Origin of the sequence: Labrys wisconsinensis (genome assembly GCF_030814995.1) — a bacterium.
Taxonomy (GTDB): domain Bacteria; phylum Pseudomonadota; class Alphaproteobacteria; order Rhizobiales; family Labraceae; genus Labrys; species Labrys wisconsinensis.
In genome coordinates, this window is the sequence record NZ_JAUSVX010000002.1 from 297,704 (window position 1) to 312,417 (window position 14,714).

14 protein-coding genes are annotated in these 14,714 nt (G+C 70.8%); 8 read left to right on the forward strand and 6 right to left on the reverse strand.

Going from position 1 to position 14,714, the window contains the following annotated elements:
* Positions 1 to 73 precede the first annotated feature (73 nt).
* Together QO011_RS07795 and QO011_RS07800 are read left to right on the forward strand one after the other, a co-directional pair.
* A complete protein-coding gene (locus QO011_RS07795) occupies positions 74 to 1,444 on the forward strand; it encodes a substrate-binding domain-containing protein (RefSeq protein ID WP_307269941.1) in 1,371 nt (456 codons plus the stop codon).
* Positions 1,441 to 2,070 (forward strand): hypothetical protein, encoded by a 630-nt coding sequence (locus QO011_RS07800; protein WP_307269944.1) that lies wholly within the window; start codon positions 1,441 to 1,443, stop codon positions 2,068 to 2,070. The genes QO011_RS07795 and QO011_RS07800 overlap by 4 nt, the downstream gene beginning before the upstream one ends.
* A gap of 69 nt (positions 2,071 to 2,139) precedes the next feature.
* Here QO011_RS07800 and QO011_RS07805 read toward each other — a convergent pair whose 3' ends face one another.
* Both QO011_RS07805 and QO011_RS07810 read right to left on the reverse strand, forming a co-directional pair.
* Positions 2,140 to 2,790: a Vgb family protein gene (locus QO011_RS07805; RefSeq protein ID WP_307269945.1), complete on the reverse strand. Its 651-nt coding sequence runs from the start codon at positions 2,788 to 2,790 to the stop codon at positions 2,140 to 2,142.
* A 30-nt stretch (positions 2,791 to 2,820) separates the two neighbouring features.
* Positions 2,821 to 4,038, reverse strand: coding sequence for a helix-turn-helix domain-containing protein (locus QO011_RS07810; protein ID WP_307269946.1), 1,218 nt, complete (start codon positions 4,036 to 4,038; stop codon positions 2,821 to 2,823).
* A gap of 121 nt (positions 4,039 to 4,159) precedes the next feature.
* Between QO011_RS07810 and QO011_RS07815 the strand changes: the two genes are divergently transcribed.
* From QO011_RS07815 to QO011_RS07825, 3 genes are all read left to right on the forward strand, one after another.
* Complete coding sequence (locus tag QO011_RS07815; protein ID WP_307269948.1) at positions 4,160 to 4,939, forward strand: DUF899 domain-containing protein; 780 nt, start codon at positions 4,160 to 4,162, stop codon at positions 4,937 to 4,939.
* Positions 4,936 to 5,244 carry a hypothetical protein gene (locus QO011_RS07820; protein ID WP_307269951.1) on the forward strand — a complete coding sequence of 103 codons (309 nt, stop codon included), beginning with the start codon at positions 4,936 to 4,938 and terminating at the stop codon, positions 5,242 to 5,244. Before QO011_RS07815 ends, QO011_RS07820 begins: the two co-directional genes overlap by 4 nt.
* A 70-nt stretch (positions 5,245 to 5,314) precedes the next feature.
* Complete coding sequence (locus QO011_RS07825) at positions 5,315 to 5,731, forward strand: GFA family protein (RefSeq protein WP_307269953.1); 417 nt, start codon at positions 5,315 to 5,317, stop codon at positions 5,729 to 5,731.
* A gap of 405 nt (positions 5,732 to 6,136) precedes the next feature.
* Here the strand turns inward: QO011_RS07825 and QO011_RS07830 are convergent, their stop codons facing one another.
* A complete protein-coding gene (locus QO011_RS07830; RefSeq protein WP_370881935.1) occupies positions 6,137 to 7,180 on the reverse strand; it encodes a hypothetical protein in 1,044 nt (347 codons plus the stop codon).
* Between the two features lie 444 nt (positions 7,181 to 7,624).
* Here QO011_RS07830 and QO011_RS07835 point away from each other — a divergent pair, with 444 nt between their 5' ends.
* Positions 7,625 to 9,310 carry a M23 family metallopeptidase gene (locus tag QO011_RS07835; protein WP_307269955.1) on the forward strand — a complete coding sequence of 562 codons (1,686 nt, stop codon included), beginning with the start codon at positions 7,625 to 7,627 and terminating at the stop codon, positions 9,308 to 9,310.
* Positions 9,311 to 9,380: 70 nt separating this feature from the next.
* Here the strand turns inward: QO011_RS07835 and QO011_RS07840 are convergent, their stop codons facing one another.
* A complete protein-coding gene (locus QO011_RS07840) occupies positions 9,381 to 10,280 on the reverse strand; it encodes a LysR family transcriptional regulator (protein WP_307269957.1) in 900 nt (299 codons plus the stop codon).
* Positions 10,281 to 10,538: 258 nt separating this feature from the next.
* Between QO011_RS07840 and QO011_RS07845 the strand changes: the two genes are divergently transcribed.
* Positions 10,539 to 11,855 carry a flavin monoamine oxidase family protein gene (locus QO011_RS07845; RefSeq protein WP_307269959.1) on the forward strand — a complete coding sequence of 439 codons (1,317 nt, stop codon included), beginning with the start codon at positions 10,539 to 10,541 and terminating at the stop codon, positions 11,853 to 11,855.
* 42 nt (positions 11,856 to 11,897) lie between these two features.
* Here QO011_RS07845 and QO011_RS07850 read toward each other — a convergent pair whose 3' ends face one another.
* Positions 11,898 to 12,407, reverse strand: coding sequence for a hypothetical protein (locus QO011_RS07850; RefSeq protein ID WP_307269961.1), 510 nt, complete (start codon positions 12,405 to 12,407; stop codon positions 11,898 to 11,900).
* A gap of 309 nt (positions 12,408 to 12,716) precedes the next feature.
* Between QO011_RS07850 and QO011_RS07855 the strand changes: the two genes are divergently transcribed.
* A complete protein-coding gene (locus tag QO011_RS07855) occupies positions 12,717 to 13,649 on the forward strand; it encodes a substrate-binding domain-containing protein (protein WP_307269963.1) in 933 nt (310 codons plus the stop codon).
* A gap of 43 nt (positions 13,650 to 13,692) precedes the next feature.
* Here the strand turns inward: QO011_RS07855 and QO011_RS07860 are convergent, their stop codons facing one another.
* A complete protein-coding gene (locus QO011_RS07860; protein WP_307269966.1) occupies positions 13,693 to 14,700 on the reverse strand; it encodes a LacI family DNA-binding transcriptional regulator in 1,008 nt (335 codons plus the stop codon).
* Between the last annotated feature and the right edge of the window lie 14 nt (positions 14,701 to 14,714).

Genomic DNA, 14,714 nt, shown 5'->3' on the forward strand with positions numbered 1-14,714 from the left:
TCCAACATTTGAGACATTGCGATTGACGCGATATCCTCCCGCGGTCTTCGCTGTTCCCGAGGGGGGAGGGGGCATGGCGGACAGGTCTCGAACCGACGGCGTCTCGGTCGCACTTGCGGTGCTGCAGGCGCTCGGCCGATCGCACGGCACGGTCGCGCTCGTCGATCTCGCCGCCATGGTCCCGCGTTCGAGCCTCCACCGCGTCGTCAGGACCCTCGAGGCGGCCGGCATCGTCACCAGGCGCAGGGGCACCGTCAGCGTCGGCCCGCTCGCCGGGCGGGTGATCGGTGCGCAGGCGCTGCGCCTGCGCAATGCACCGGTGCCGCCGGTTCCATCGCGCCCCTGCCGCCTGCTGGAGACCGGCGACGAGGGCAAAGGGCCGATCGCGCTCTCCAGGCCGTTGCGCTGCGGGCCGCAGCGGCGCCGCTTCCGCATCGGCTTTTCCAACATCTCGCTCGACAATCCCTGGCGCGTGACCCTGGTTCATTGCGTCGAGCGGGCGGCGGCCAACCTCGTCGACGGCATCGGCGAGTTCATCGTGCGCCACGCCGACAACAGCGCGGAGAGACAGGCCGCCGATATCGCCGACCTGGTCGACGGCGGGGCCGATGGACTGATCGTCAGCGCGGCAGCGTCCCCGAGCGTCCGGGCTGCGATCGAGCAGGCCATGGCCCGAGGCGTCGAGGTGGTGATGGTCGACCGCGGCATGCGCGACCTGGCCCCGACCAGCTTCGTGTCCACCAGCGATACCGCGATCGGCAAGATCACGGCGCAATGGCTGGCGGAAACGCTCGGAGGGACGGGTGGGCTGATCTTGCTGCCGGGATCGGAAAGCACGGAACCGGCCCAGAAGCGGCTTGCGGCGGCGCTCGCGGTGTTCTCGACATGTCCCGGGATCGAAATTCTCGATACGGCCTGGACCGACTGGCAACGCGAGCTCGGCCATCGTCGTGCGGTCGGCGCCATCGAGCGCTTCGGCCGCCGAATATCCGGCGTCTGGTGCGACAGCGGCCTGCAGGGCGTCGGCTCCATGCAGGCCTTCAGCCAATGCGGCTGGAGAAGCGGGACCATACCGCCGCATACCGGCGGAGACCTCAATCTCGCCTACAAGCTCGCCATCCGGCATCGGATCAGGCTCGCCGCCGTCGATTATCCGCCGGCCATGGGCATGCGGGCCGTCGACGTGCTGTTCCAGGCCCTGCACGGCCGCCACGTTCCGTCCCGCGTCGACGTCCCGCTGGAGATCATCCTGACCCGAGGCGGCGCCACGCCCTCGGTCGTCCCGCACCTGCGGGTCGAGGATCACGTGCGCTGGGATCTGCCGGACGACCTCGTGCTCGCATCCGGCCTGGGCCAGGCCTACAGCCCGCGCGCGTTCCGCATCCACTATCGGGGCAACGTCTACAATCGATCGGCGGCGCTGCCGGCGAGGCATACGTCGTGAGCGTCGCCGATACCACGGGCGTCGTCATCCTTTCCGCCTTGCTGAAACGGCTCGCCGACGGCCGTGCCGTGGAGATCGCCGAGTTCGCCGCCGAAGAGGGCTTCGCGCGCGCCACGGCGTTCATGGTCTCCCGTCGGCTGCGCGAGCACGGCTTCATCGTCGCCGACCCCGAGCGGGGTCTGGCCCTCGGGCCCGGCCTTTGCCAATTCGCCTGGGCGCCGTTCGGCCTCGCCGAGCTCTGCGGCCCGGCCGAAGCGGTCATGCGCTGGCTGCTGGATCAGGTCGAGGGTGCGGTCTCGCTTTCGGCCGACGGAACCGAGCTGGTCGCGCTCGGCAACGCTCGCAGGGGCGTCGGCGACCCATCGACGACGCTGGAGCTCGAGCAAGCGATACGAAGCCCCGCCGGTGTCCGGCGCGCGACATTGAAGCTGTCGTTGCCGCGGGCACAGAACGCGTCGCCGGCTTTTGCACAGCGAGCGCTGGTACGGGCTGCACTGACCCTCGAAGGTTACATTCGAGACCCCGTTCCGACGGACGCGTCGGTTCGAGACCGCCGGGCTCCCGATGACGCGAGCCCGGCCGGCGGGGCCTCCGCGGGACGCAAGCGCGCAGCTCGACGTCGATGACAGCTGCCGGAGCCGTGCCGACCGGCGCGGCAGGCCTCCGTCCGGCTCCGGACTGCCGCGGTCGACGGCCTACCTTCCGGCGGCATCGCGCCGCGGCCGCCGGACCGCCCGCAGCTTGCCGCTCGTGCCGCTGCCGCAGAAGAAGCGGTCGGCGCCGTCGGATTCCAGGCCCGAGACGCCGGCGCCCGGCGGCATATCGATCGTCTCCAGCACTGCGCCGGTACGTGGGTCGATGCGGCGCAGCTCGCTCTCCTCGCCGTCCCACATGCCGTGCCAGAGCTCGCCGTCGACCCAGGTGACGCCGGTGACGTAGCGGTTGGACTCGATGGTGCGCAGGATCGCGCCCGTGCGCGGGTCGATCTGGTGGATCTTGCGGTCGCGATATTGCCCGACCCAGAGCGAGCCCTCGGCCCAGGCGAGGCCCGAGTCGCCGCCGCCGCCCGGCGCCGGGATGGTGGCGACGACGCGGCCCGACTGCGGATCGATGCGCTGGATCCGGTCCTCGGCGATCTGGAAGAGGTGCTCGCCGTCGAAGGCGGTGCCGGCATGGGCGGGCACCGCGATGGCGCGCACCGTCTCGCCGCTGTCGGGATCGAGGGCGTTCAGCCGGTCGCCGGACGCGAACCAGACGTGCCGGCCGTCATAGGTGACGCCGGCGACGCGTTCGACCTCCGGGAAGGGGCCGTATTCGCGGATGATGTCGGCGGATGATCGGCGCATGGGTGCCTCCTCGTCTGGAATGGCCCGATCCTACCCGCTCGGCATCGGGGCCGGGAGCAACAAGGCTGTCGGGAATCCCGGCACCGGCGGCGTCATCCAGCGCCGCGCCCGTCCGTGGCCGACCGGCTGCACCGTGCCGGAGGCCGCGAGCTCGTCGAGGGCGCGCTGCACGCTGCGCTGGCTGGCGCCGAGCGCCAGGGCCAGCGCCGAGCTCGACCAGGCTTCGCCGTCCGACAGGAAGGCGAGCACCGCGGCATGCTCTCCCTCGACGGGGCGGGCGAGCACCGCGACCTCGCCGGTGGAATGCGGCGCCAGGACGAAGCCCCGCTTGGTCGCGCGGATCTCGGCCAGCGCCCGCAGCTCCACCCTGAGCCGCCCGATCTCGACGCGCAGCCGGGCGCGGTGCGACTCGTCGGCCTCCTTGCCGCGGAAGGCCCGGGCGACCAGTGCGGCCCGCGGCACGTCGCCCGGCCACGCCTCGGCCAGCGCACGGGCGAGCGCGAACAGGACGGGGCGCGTGTCGAGCGGCACCACCGTGCCGGCGCCGCGCACGAGATGGCGGCTCGCATCCACCACCAGCGCGCCGGACGCCATGAGCGCCTCGACCTCGTCGAGCCGGAGCAGGCGCTCCGCGCCGCGCGCGACGAGGCGCGCCGCCGGCGTGTCGAGCACGAGGGACGCGCTCTCGACCTCCGCCAGCAGCGCGGGGATGCCGGCCTGGCGTGCGGCCGTGTCCGCCCGTGCCAGCGCGGCGCGGGCCGGCCCGATGCACAGGCGCCGGATGGCGATGCCGGCGGCCACCAGCGCATGGGCGGCCCGCATCGCGATCGGCAGCGGCGAGGGGGGAAGCGCGGCGAGCATGCGCTCGGCCTCGTCGAGCCGGCCGACCAGCAGGAGGCGCCGGGCTTCGACATAGCAGGCATGGGCGGCGTTCGCCCGGTCGCCATGACGATCGAGGATCGCCCGCGCGGCATCGAGACCGCTGATCGCGCCGAGGTCGCGCGAGACCAGGGCGATCTCCGCCTCGGCGAGGATGCAGCGCGCCCGCGCCACCGCCTCCTTCGGGCCGAAGGCGCGGGCGGCGCGTCGGAGCAGGGCCTTGGCCCGGGCGAGGTCGCCGAGCTGGGCCATGGCGATGCCGCGCAGCGCCAGCGCCGGCGCATCCTCACGCAGCGCGACCCGGTTGAGAGCGCCGAACGGATCGCCCGCGGCGAGCGCCTGCGCCGCGGCCGTGATCAGCGAGTCCATGGCAATCCCGCCAAACTTGTCACTCCCGCCGCCGGATCGTCCGGCGCCACTGTGCCTGCGACGCCGGCCTCCCGTCGAGAACGGAACGGAGGGCGCGGCGGACGGTCAAGGGAGAACGACGATGCCGACGCATATTACCGGGACGCGCGAGGAATGGCTCGCGGCGCGGCTCGACCTGCTCGAGGCGGAGAAGGCGCTGACGCGGCGCAGCGACGAGCTGGCGCGGCTGCGGCAGGACCTGCCCTGGGTGCGGGTCGACAAGGACTACCGCTTCGACACCGAGGACGGCGGCGCCTCGCTGACGGACCTGTTCCGGGGCCGCTCGCAGCTCCTCGTCTATCATTTCATGTACGGGCCCGACTACAAGGCCGGCTGCCCCTCCTGCTCGATGATCGCCGACGGCTTCGACGGCTTCGCGGTGCACCTCGCCAATCACGACGTGATGCTCTGGGCGGTGTCGCGGGCGCCGCTTCCCCAGCTCGAGGCCTACCGGCAGCGCATGGGCTGGCACTTCCCCTGGGCCTCCTCGCAGGGCGGCGACTTCAACTTCGACTTCAACGTCTCCTTCACCGAAGCGCAGCAGCGCCGGGGCAGCATCGACTACAATTACGAGCGCGGCGGCCACGCCATGGACGCCGTCCCGCCGCCGCCGCCCGTCGCGGAGTTCGCGGCGACCTGCGGCACCGATCCGGCGACCTATGCGCGCGACCGGCCGGGGGCGAGCGCCTTCGTGCTGGAGGACGGCGTGGTCTACCACAGCTATTCCACCTATGCGCGCGGGCTGGACGGCCTGTGGGGCGCCTATCAATGGCTCGACCGCGCGCCCAAGGGCCGCAACGAGACCGGCATCTGGTGGCGGCGCCACGACGAGTACGGCCCGGCGCGGGAGGCGGCGCGATGACCACGACCCTGCGTGAGGCCGCAGCGGCCCGTGCCGGCGGCGGGCCGGCACCCGCCTTCGGCGCCGCCGACTGGCTCTGCCTTGCAGCCACGCCGACCTTCGCGATCATGGCGCTGCTGACCGCCATGTCCGGCGGGGGCATGCCCGACGTGGTCTGCTCGGCGGACGGCATGGGCTCGCCGGTCGGCGGCATGGCGCCGATGTATCTCCTGATGAGCGCCTTCCACCTCGTGCCGTGGCTGCGTCTGGTCGCAGGGTGGCGGAGTCAAGCCGGCCGATCCCCGTCCATGAGCGGAACCGGCTGAAGGCGTGGCCGAGCCCTCGGCGGCACGGCAGCGCGAGGATTCAACACGATGACCCCTTGCAGGAGAGACGATGAGTAAGCCCTATCTCGGCGGTTGCGCGTGCGGCGCGGTCCGCTATCAAATCGATGACGAGCCCGTCTTCGAGAACCATTGCCAGTGCCGTGACTGCCAGCGCCGGAGCGGAACGGGGCACAGCTCCTTCCTCACCTTTCCGGATCGCGCCAAGGCCGTGGTCACCGGCAAGGTCACGACCTGGCATGTGGCCGGGGACAGCGGCAACGAAAAGATCCACGCGTTCTGCCCGACATGCGGGACGCCGGTGCACTTGACGTTCGCGGCCATGCCGGACCTGCTGTCCGTTCACGCCGCCAGCCTGGACTCGCCGGAACTCTTCCATCCCAGCGTCGTCACCTACCACGCCCGGGCCCTGGACTGGGATGCGGTCGACCCGGGGCTGACCAAGGTGCAGAAAATGCCGCAGGCCTAGGGCGTGTGGACACTTATGGTTTGGGCAGGACGCGAGCGATTTTGGCCGAGGAGAAGGAGCGCAGGCGACAAGCCGCTTTGCGGCTTGCGCCGAGGACGCAAGCCTTACGGCTTGCTACGACACGCGACGCGCTCATCGGCCAAAAGCGCCGCGCCGCTTCGCGGTGAGGTGAAAAATGGCCCCCTGCAGCGTCGCGTCGCTGGCCGATACGGATGTATCGGCTGCGCAACGCTCCTCCCATGGGGCCATTTTTGACCTCATCCTGCTCCAAACCATAAGTGTCCACACGCCCTAGGGGGCGATCGCTTCGCCGAAGGCGAGCCCATCCGTCCGTCCTCTGCGGCGGCTCAGCCGCTCACCTCGGACGGCGATGCGCCGGCGATCGGGGCCGGGCGCCGACTGGCGTCACGGCTGCGCGCAGATCGGCAGCGGCCGCGGCGGCGGCGCCGGATGGGCCTGCTCGTAGCGCGCGATGATCGGCTCGAGCGTCGCTCTCGGCCAGTATTTCGGAGCGACGATCTCCTTCAGGCAGGAGGCGTTCCAATAGAGGCCGGCGCGCGCGGGCGGACGGCCCGCGGCGACCGCGCGCGCGACGGCGCTGATGTCGCCCGACTCCGGATAGATGTACAGCGTCGTCGGGTTGTCCTTCAGCATCGGGATGATCTGGCGGGCGTCCGATGGCGACCAGCTCGTGCAGCCGTTGCTGCGCCCGCCCGAGTAGTCCACCAGCTTTCCGACCGGAACGTAGCCCTCGCCATTGGCATAGGGACTGTCCGCGCTCTTGCGGAGGCAGACCCCTCTCAGCAGGGCGGCGGGATGTCCGCCGATGGCCCGCTGCCTGGCATTGGCGGTCTCGCCTTCTCCATCGAACTGCACGAAGGAGCGCACGAAGACGGCATCGTGATTCGACGCGACGCGGTAATAGCCCTTGAACGACGTCTTCGTCTCGGCCGTGACATAGGCGCCGCCGGTGGTCAGGTCCGAATCCAGCGCATTGCCGAAGTTCCTGACGCAGCGCCGTCCATTGGCGAAATCGGCGAGGCCCTTCAGATCGCGTCCGCTGCCGTGGCCGGCAGCGATCGCGCGGAACGACCGTTCGGCCTCGCAGATGACGTAGAACCGCCGCCCCAGCACGCCGCCGCCGAGGTCGCCGGGACGTGTGGCGTCCATGGCGAAGTAGCAGGGGTTCGAGACCGCGCCTTCGCCCAGCTTCCGCAGGTAGAGGGCGCGCGCCCGCTCGAGGACCGGTCGGGCGATCTGGCCTTCGCCATCGCCGACATGGGCTCCGAGCCAGGCCGGAATGTCCTGCTCCGCGGCCAGCGAAGGCGTCAGGCCGGCGATCGCCGCGAGGAGCAGGCCTGCGCCGAGGTCGGCGATACCCGGCCTTCGCCGGCGGCGATGGCGCACGCGGCCGCTGCCGGCCCCTGCTGGTTCAAGCGATGCGATCATGCGTTCGGTGCCGGACATGCTGGCCTCTGCATCTGCGACCTGGCGCATGACGGGCGAAGCGGGGCTGCAACCCCGGCAAGCGCGCCGCCACCCGCCTTCCAGGAGGCCGGTCCCCCTGCCTCGCAACGTCTGCACACAAAAACGCCTGCGATTGTTGTCTCCTTTATGGCGCCTGCGCATGAGAATGGGTGGGCCGGCCCTCTTCGCAGCGGTCATGCGCCCCATCTGGCGAGGCCCTGACCGCGGCCACATTTTCGCCATCGGGTCGTATACGTTATAACATATCATGATTCGATTCTTTCCCCATGCCGGAGCCGGCCGCGAACCGGTGGCGACATCTCCCGGAAACGAGGCACGCGTCGGCGGACGATGAGAGCGCGTCCGGGGAGGCAGCATGGGAGCGCGGTGGGAAACGAGCCGCCGCTGGCCGGCGGGCGAAGGCCGATGGATCGGCGTGCCGTCAGCCTTCGCTGGATGGCCGGCATCGTCCTGATGGGGCTGGCGGCCGCAGGGCTGCTCGGCGGCGCGTTGCTCGCCGCGCTCGGGCAGCGGCCGAGATTCGCGGGCTTGCCGGTCTTCGTCACCCCGCGGGTCAGCCGCCCGACGATCGCCGAGGAGGACCGCGGCGATCGCGATCCGGCTCGAACCGATGGGCGAGGGGGCGGCGGCTCGGCCCTGCGGATCGAGCAATTGAACGATACCGGCGCCATGCGCCCGTTCACCCGGGTCTCGGCGCGGCTTTCGCAGATCGGCTCGAGGCCGCGCGCCGAGGAGATCGACCGCTCCGTCGCGGGCGGTGAAGACCGGCAGCGCGCGGCCGCCTCGCCATCGGAGCTGCCGCCCATCATTCTCTTCGGCACGTCGCATCGTCCGCCCCCGCGCAACGTCAGCGCCTATGCCGAGGATCGGTCCGGACAGGACATCGCGCGCGTCATAGGACGGCCGCTGAACGAGACCATCCTCGTGAAGTCACCGGCCGCGCCCGGGGCACGCCGGCATGTGGTCAGCGCACGGGCTGGCGATCGGCTGTCCTCGATCCTGGGCGCGCTCGCCGTGGGACCGGACGAGGGAAGCGCCATTCTGACGGCCCTTGCCCGTCGCCGGCGGTTCGTCGACGCGCCCCTTGCCGGCGGCGATGTCGTGACCCTCGTGGAGGAAGCGCCGAGCCCGGACACGCAGGCCCCGCACCCCATGGAGGTGAGCGTCGAAAGGCGCGACGGGGGCATTGCGGCAGTCGCGCGCACCGACGACGGCCGGTATGAATCGATTGCGACGGAGCAGACAGAGCGCGAGGACCATGGACCCGCGTTCACCGGACCCGACCTGTCGATCGCTCCGGCGGAGACGCTTCGGGACAGCCTCCGGGCCCTTGCGCAATCGAACCATGTCGACGAAGGGCTGGTCGTGGAGCTGATACGGCTTTGCGGTCGCGATTTCGACCTCGATCGGCCGCTCGCGCCGACGGATGCGACGGACATTCTCTACGCGCCGGACGAGCGCGGGCAGCCGGAGCTCGTGTTCGCCGGCCTGAGGGCGCAGGGCAAGACCAGGCGCTATTACCGCTTCAGGGCCTCGGACGATCGAAGCACGGATTTCTACGACGAAGACGGCCGGTCCATCACCACGTTCCTGTTGCGAAATCCGGTCGTGGACGGACGTCTGGGCGATGGATTCGGCTGGCGCACCCATCCGGTCCTCCATGACCGCCGGTTCCACGAAGGCGTGGACTATGCCGCTCCCTACGGCTCGCCGATCGCGGCGGCCGGCGCGGGCGTCGTCGAGATCATCGGGCAGGAGCGGGGCTATGGCAGATATGTCCGGATCCGGCACGATCTGGGCTACGAGACCGCCTACGCCCACGTTGCCGGCTTTCCCGCCGGCCTGAAGGTCGGCGACCGCGTCCGGCAGGGAGAGACGATCGCCTATGTCGGATCGACGGGACTCTCGACGGGACCGCATCTCTACTACGAGGTCTGGATCAACGGCCGGCGCGTCGATCCCCTTCGGATCGGGTTGGCGGGCGGGCGCATCCTGCAGGGGGACGTGCTGCAGCAATTCCAGGAATCGGCACGGCAGATCGACCGGTTGATCGACGTTCCGCAGGACGTTGCCGCCACCCCCGGTCGATGACGGCCTCCGGCAGGCCGTGCTCGCTCGCCGCGAAGGTGGCCTGGGCATTCGCCTCGGGCGCCGCCCCCGCTCAGCGCGAAACGCGGTGGCGCAGCGCCTCGACCAGCAGGGCGAAGGCCGGCGACTGCTGCCGGCGGCTGGGATAGTAGAGATGATAGCCGGGGAAGGGCGGGCACCAGTCGCTGAGCACGCGCAGGAGCTTGCCCTCCTCGACCAGGCCGAGCACCTGGTCCTCCAGGGTGTAGGCGAGGCCGAGGCCTTCGACCGCCGCCTTGAGGATCAGGGACATGTCGTTGAGCACGAGCTGCCCGTCGACGCGCACGTTGAGCGGTCGGCCGTCCTTCTCGAACTCCCAGGCGTAGAGCCCGCCGAGAGTCGACATGCGCAGGTTGATGCAAGCGTGACGGGTCAGGTCGTGCGGCGTCTCCGGCGCCGGCCGGCGGGTGAAATAGGCGGGAGCTCCCACCAGGGCCATGCGCAGCTCCGGCCCGATGCGCACCGCGATCATGTCCTTGGCCACCTGCTCGCCGAGGCGCACGCCGGCGTCGAAGCGCTCGGCGACGATGTCGGTCAGCGCCGGGTCGATCGACAGCTCGACCCGGATGTCGGGATAGTCCGGCAGCAGCCGGGCCAGGGCCGGCCACAGAATCGTCTCGGCCGCGTGCCGGCTGGTGGTGATGCGGACGGTGCCGGCCGGCTTCTCCCTCAGCTCGCCGAGGGCGGTGAGCTTGGCGTCGATCTCGTCCAGCGCCGGGCGGAGCGTCTCGAGCAGCCGGTCGCCCGCCTCGGTCGGGGCGACGCTGCGCGTCGTGCGGGTCAGGAGCCGCAGCCCGAGGCGCTCCTCCAGGCGGCGGACAGTGTGGCTGAGGGCGGACTGGGAGGTGCCGAGCCTGGCCGCGGCGCGGGTGAAGCTGCGCTCCTCGGCGACCGCGAGGAAAGCCGTCAGGTCTCCGAGTCCGTTCTGCCGCATTCATGAATTTCCAGTATGGATACATGCCCATCTTAGCGTCTGTTCGCTGGCCCCTGCATCTCCTAAGTTCCGGCGAGGCCGGGTGCCGCAAGACCTTGCCTCCCGCTTCGGAGAGCGTGGATTGTAAGCTTCGGTGAGTCCAACGCTCGCCGCGCCGGATGCTCACCGGGGCCGGCGAGGGAGAAGGAGAGAGCGGTCATGCGGATCGTCGGAGGATGCCGGCCGGACGGGATCGCCGTCTCCGGGGACGCCTGAACCATGCGGCGCAACGCGGTGCAGAGCCCCTTGCAGCAGCCGGCCGCCGCCGCTGCCGACTGGGACGTGGTCATCATCGGGGGCGGAGCGGCCGGCGTCGGCGCGGCCCGCCGGCTGGCGGCGAGCGGCCTGCGCATCCTGATGCTGGAGGCGGCGGCGCGGATCGGCGGCCGCGCCTTCACCACGGAGATCGCCGGGCTCGCCCTCGACCTCGGCTGCGGATGGCTCCATTCCGCCGACCGCAATCCCTGGGTCGGGATCGCCGAAGCCTCGGGCTTCACCGTCGACCGCCGCCTGCCGGCCTGGGGACAGCAATATCGCGACCTCGGCTTTTCCCGCGCGGAGCGCGCGGCGGCGGACAGGGCGTTCGCCACCTGGCACGAGCGCCTGACGACGGCGCCGCCGCCGAGCGACCGTGCCGCCGACGCGCTGGAGCCGGGCGGCCCCTGGAACGCCTACCTCCAGGCGATCAGCGGCTTGGTCAACGGTGCCGGGCTCGAGCAGCTCTCGGTCGCCGATTACCTCGCCTATGACGAGGCGTCGACCGCACGCAACTGGCGGGCCACGGCCGGCTACGGCACGCTCGTCGCCGCCAGCCTGCCGGCGACGACGGCGCTGCGCCTCGCCACGCCGGCGCAGGCTGTCGCGCTCGACCGGGGCGGCGTGCGCATCGCCACGGCGGCCGGCACCGTCACCGGCCGCAGCGCCATCCTCGCCGTCTCGACCGCCGTGCTCGCCGGCGACGCCATCCGCCTGCCGGCCGCGCTCGATGCCTGGCGCCATGCCGCCGCCTGCCTGCCGCTCGGGCGCGATGAGAAGCTGTTCCTGGAGATCGTCGGCGACGGCCCGTTCGCGGCGGAGACGCATGTGCTGGGCGACCCGCGCGACGCCGGCACGGGCGCCTATTACATCCGACCGCTCGGCCGGCCGGTGATCGAGGGCTTCTTCGGCGGGGAGGGGGCCGGGGCGCTGGCCGAGGCCGGGCCCGCCGCCGGCTTCGCCCTGGCGGTCGACCAGCTCGCGGCTTTGTTCGGCGCGGACGTCCGCCGCTGCCTGCGCCCGCTCGCCGCCTCGGCCTGGAGCCGGAGCGACCGCATCGGCGGCGCCTACAGCCACGCGCTGCCGGGCCATGCGGCGGCGCGCGGCGACCTCGCCCGCCCCTTCGAGGATCGGCTGTTCTTTGCCGGCGAGGCGACGCACGGCAGCGACTTCTCCACCGCCCACGGCGCCTATGAGAGCGGCGTCCGCGCCGCCGAGGAGGCGCTCGCCGCCCTGAAGGTGCGCGCCCGCACGGCCTCGGGCGTGCGGCGGGAGCGGTGAGCCGCCGGGAAAGCCGCCCGACGAGCCGGGCGGCGATCCGGATCACTCGTCGTCGTCCTCTTCAACCCCGAGCGCTTCCAGCGTCCGGAACCGGCCGAGGCCGACCGCGTCGAACTCGTCGCCGGAGGTGGGCTCCGGCACGCCGAGGCGCGAGAGTCCCCGACTGATGGGCGTCCTGAATTCCAGCTTAGGACGGCCGGCGGCCCAGGAGTCGTAATTCGGAGGGCGCGGCCACGCGTCGTGCACGTTCGTGAGGATGGCCTTCCAGACCGGCCTTCCCGCATCGAACAAGGTCGCGCCCTGATAGCCGATGCCGCCGAAATAGTTGGTCTCGACGTAGAGCAGCCGCCCCTGCGGCGCGGCCCGGGCAATGCCCGCTTCCAGCTCCGGGCCGAGATACATGAAGCCGTCATAGGTCGGGAGAGGGTTCCAGGGGTCGCGATAGTCGGCCAGCTGGTCGATCTGATCCCCGCCAAGGGGCAGGATCGACAGGCCAAACGGCAACGCCGTAGGCGCCGGGCCGCGTACATGCTCCGAGGCCTCCTCGATCAAGCTCGATGGGCCGATCAAGGCGATAATGTGGTGTGTCATCTCCGGTCCCCCATAGCCCCAAGGGTCAATTGCCGCGCGGCTTTACCTCTGTTTCATCGGTCCTGTCAGCTTGCCTTCGCCCGGTGGTGCATTCCGTCCGCGTGGTTGTGCGCTTCGACATGGATGCCCGACGCCGGGGATTCTCCTGCCTTGATCAGATCTGATCAACGCATGCGTTGAACGGCCGACCCCCGGCCATAGTCTCGCCCGAGGCGCCGAGCCGGGACCGCGGAACGCGACCCGGCGACGAGCGCGACGAGGAGGGGACCGATGAGAAAGTGGCTTGCCGCGGCGCTCGGCGTCTGCGGGCTGTTGTTCGGGCAGGCGGCCATGGCGGCCGAGCGTATCGTCTTCGTCGGGCACTGGTCGGAATCGGATTCGTTCTTCAACGTGATCCGCAATTCGGCGCAGCTCGCCGCCGACCAGCTGGGCGTTTCGATCGAGTTCCGCAATCCAGCGGGCGGGGACCTCTCCGAGATGGGGCGGCTGATCGACCAGGCGATCGCCTCGAAGCCGGCCGGCATCATCTCCACCGTGCCGGACGAAGCGATCGTCGGCGGCTCGCTCGGCAATGCCGTCGCCTCCGGCATCCCGGTGGTGATCGTCAATTCCGGCTCGGCCGAGATCGCCCGCAAGATCGGCGCGCTGCGCTATATCGGTCAGGCGGAATATGAAGCCGGCAAGGCAGCAGGCGAGAAAGCCAGGGCGGCCGACGTGAAGAGCTTCGTCTGCGTCAACCACTTCTTCCAGCACCCGGCCTCGCACCAGCGCTGCCGGGGCTTCGCGGACGGGCTTGGAGTCGAGATCGGCGACCAGGAGATCGATTCCGGCAGCGATCCCAACGACGTGGTCGCCCGCACCGCCGCCTTCCTGAAGGCGCATCCCGGCACGCAGGCCATCCTGACGCTGGGGCCGACCGGGGCGGATCCGATGATCAAATGGGTCAAGGAACAGGGGGGCGCCGAGAAATACTACTTTGCCACCTTCGATCTCAGCCAGGACATCGCCGGGGCGATGAAGGAGGGCATGATCAAGGTCGCGGTCGACCAGCAGCCCTTCATCCAGGGCTATGGCGCGGTGGAAACGCTGACCAACTATGTCCGCTTCGGGGTGCTGCAGGCCAATGACGTGTTCTCCGGGCCGGGCCTGATCACCAAGGACAATCTCGATCAGGTGCTGGCGCTCGCCGGCAAGTACCGCTGAGAATCGCAGGCCGGGGAGGGGCGCAGGGCGCCCCTTTGCCGCCTCACAGGTTCTCGGCGTTGATGGTGAGGAAGCGCACCGGCTCGGTGCTGACCTCGACCTCGATGAAGCCGATCCGGCGCAGCACCGTGTCGATGGCGCGCCGGGCCTGGATCTCCGGGGCCTGGTCGAGCACGATGTCCATCAGCCCGGATTTCAGCCAGGCGCGCGAATCCTCGGTCAGCTCGTGGCCGATCCACAGGATCGGCCGGCCGCGGCCGCTGCGCTCGAGCACCGCCGCGACGCCGGCATTGGCGCCGCCGGCATTGTAGATGCCGATCACATCCGGAAAGGCCTTCAGCGTGTCCTCGAACAACTCAGCCGAGCGCAGTTGCTCGTCGAGGCCGAACATGACCAGGGCGAATGGCTGCGCCGGGTCGGGATGCTCGGCGAGGTAGTCGGAAAAGCCGCGGATGCGCTCCTTGTGCACCTGGTAGGCGCCGCTGTGGCAGAGCGCCACCAGCCGGCCGGGCCGGGGCTTCAGCAGGTTCGCCATGTAGTAGGCCGCCGTGCGTCCGGCCGCATAGTTGTCGATGCCGACGAAGGGACCCTCCTCGCCGATGCGCGAGACGATCGGCACGACCGTCACCCCGGCTGCCCTGGCTTCGCGGAGGCGCGCCTTCACCTCCGGATGGTCCGGCGCGACGATGATCAGCCCGGAGCGGCGGAAGCCGGGATTGGCGATGTGACGGGCGACGCCGAGCGGGTCGTTCTCGTCGAGAAAGGTGCGGTGGACCAGGATGCTGGCGTCGAGCGAGGCGGCGATGCGGGCGAAGGCGTGGTTGAGCCGCTCGAAGAACGGCGTGTCCGGCCGCATCATGATGACCTCGATGCGGATGATGCCGCGGTAGCGCTCGGGCAGCCGCCGGTCGTAGCCGAGCTTGCGCGCCGCCAGCACGACCCGCTCCACCGTCTCGGGCCGGACATTGCCGCGCGAGTTCAGCACCCGCTCGACCGTCGCGGTTCCGACCTCCGCCTCGCGGGCGATGTCGCTCAGCCGCGCCGTCTTCATCGTTCGCCCACGCC

Coding starts and splice junctions, on each gene's coding strand:
- QO011_RS07795 (WP_307269941.1), top strand. CDS start 74: ATGGCGGACAGGTCTCGAACCGACGGCGTCTCGGTCGCACTTGCGGTG.
- QO011_RS07810 (WP_307269946.1), bottom strand. CDS start 4,038: ATGGACTCGCTGATCACGGCCGCGGCGCAGGCGCTCGCCGCGGGCGAT.
- QO011_RS07830 (WP_370881935.1), bottom strand. CDS start 7,180: ATGATCGCATCGCTTGAACCAGCAGGGGCCGGCAGCGGCCGCGTGCGC.
- QO011_RS07840 (WP_307269957.1), bottom strand. CDS start 10,280: ATGCGGCAGAACGGACTCGGAGACCTGACGGCTTTCCTCGCGGTCGCC.
- QO011_RS07845 (WP_307269959.1), top strand. CDS start 10,539: ATGCGGCGCAACGCGGTGCAGAGCCCCTTGCAGCAGCCGGCCGCCGCC.
- QO011_RS07815 (WP_307269948.1), top strand. CDS start 4,160: ATGCCGACGCATATTACCGGGACGCGCGAGGAATGGCTCGCGGCGCGG.
- QO011_RS07835 (WP_307269955.1), top strand. CDS start 7,625: ATGGATCGGCGTGCCGTCAGCCTTCGCTGGATGGCCGGCATCGTCCTG.
- QO011_RS07860 (WP_307269966.1), bottom strand. CDS start 14,700: ATGAAGACGGCGCGGCTGAGCGACATCGCCCGCGAGGCGGAGGTCGGA.
- QO011_RS07820 (WP_307269951.1), top strand. CDS start 4,936: ATGACCACGACCCTGCGTGAGGCCGCAGCGGCCCGTGCCGGCGGCGGG.
- QO011_RS07825 (WP_307269953.1), top strand. CDS start 5,315: ATGAGTAAGCCCTATCTCGGCGGTTGCGCGTGCGGCGCGGTCCGCTAT.
- QO011_RS07805 (WP_307269945.1), bottom strand. CDS start 2,790: ATGCGCCGATCATCCGCCGACATCATCCGCGAATACGGCCCCTTCCCG.
- QO011_RS07855 (WP_307269963.1), top strand. CDS start 12,717: ATGAGAAAGTGGCTTGCCGCGGCGCTCGGCGTCTGCGGGCTGTTGTTC.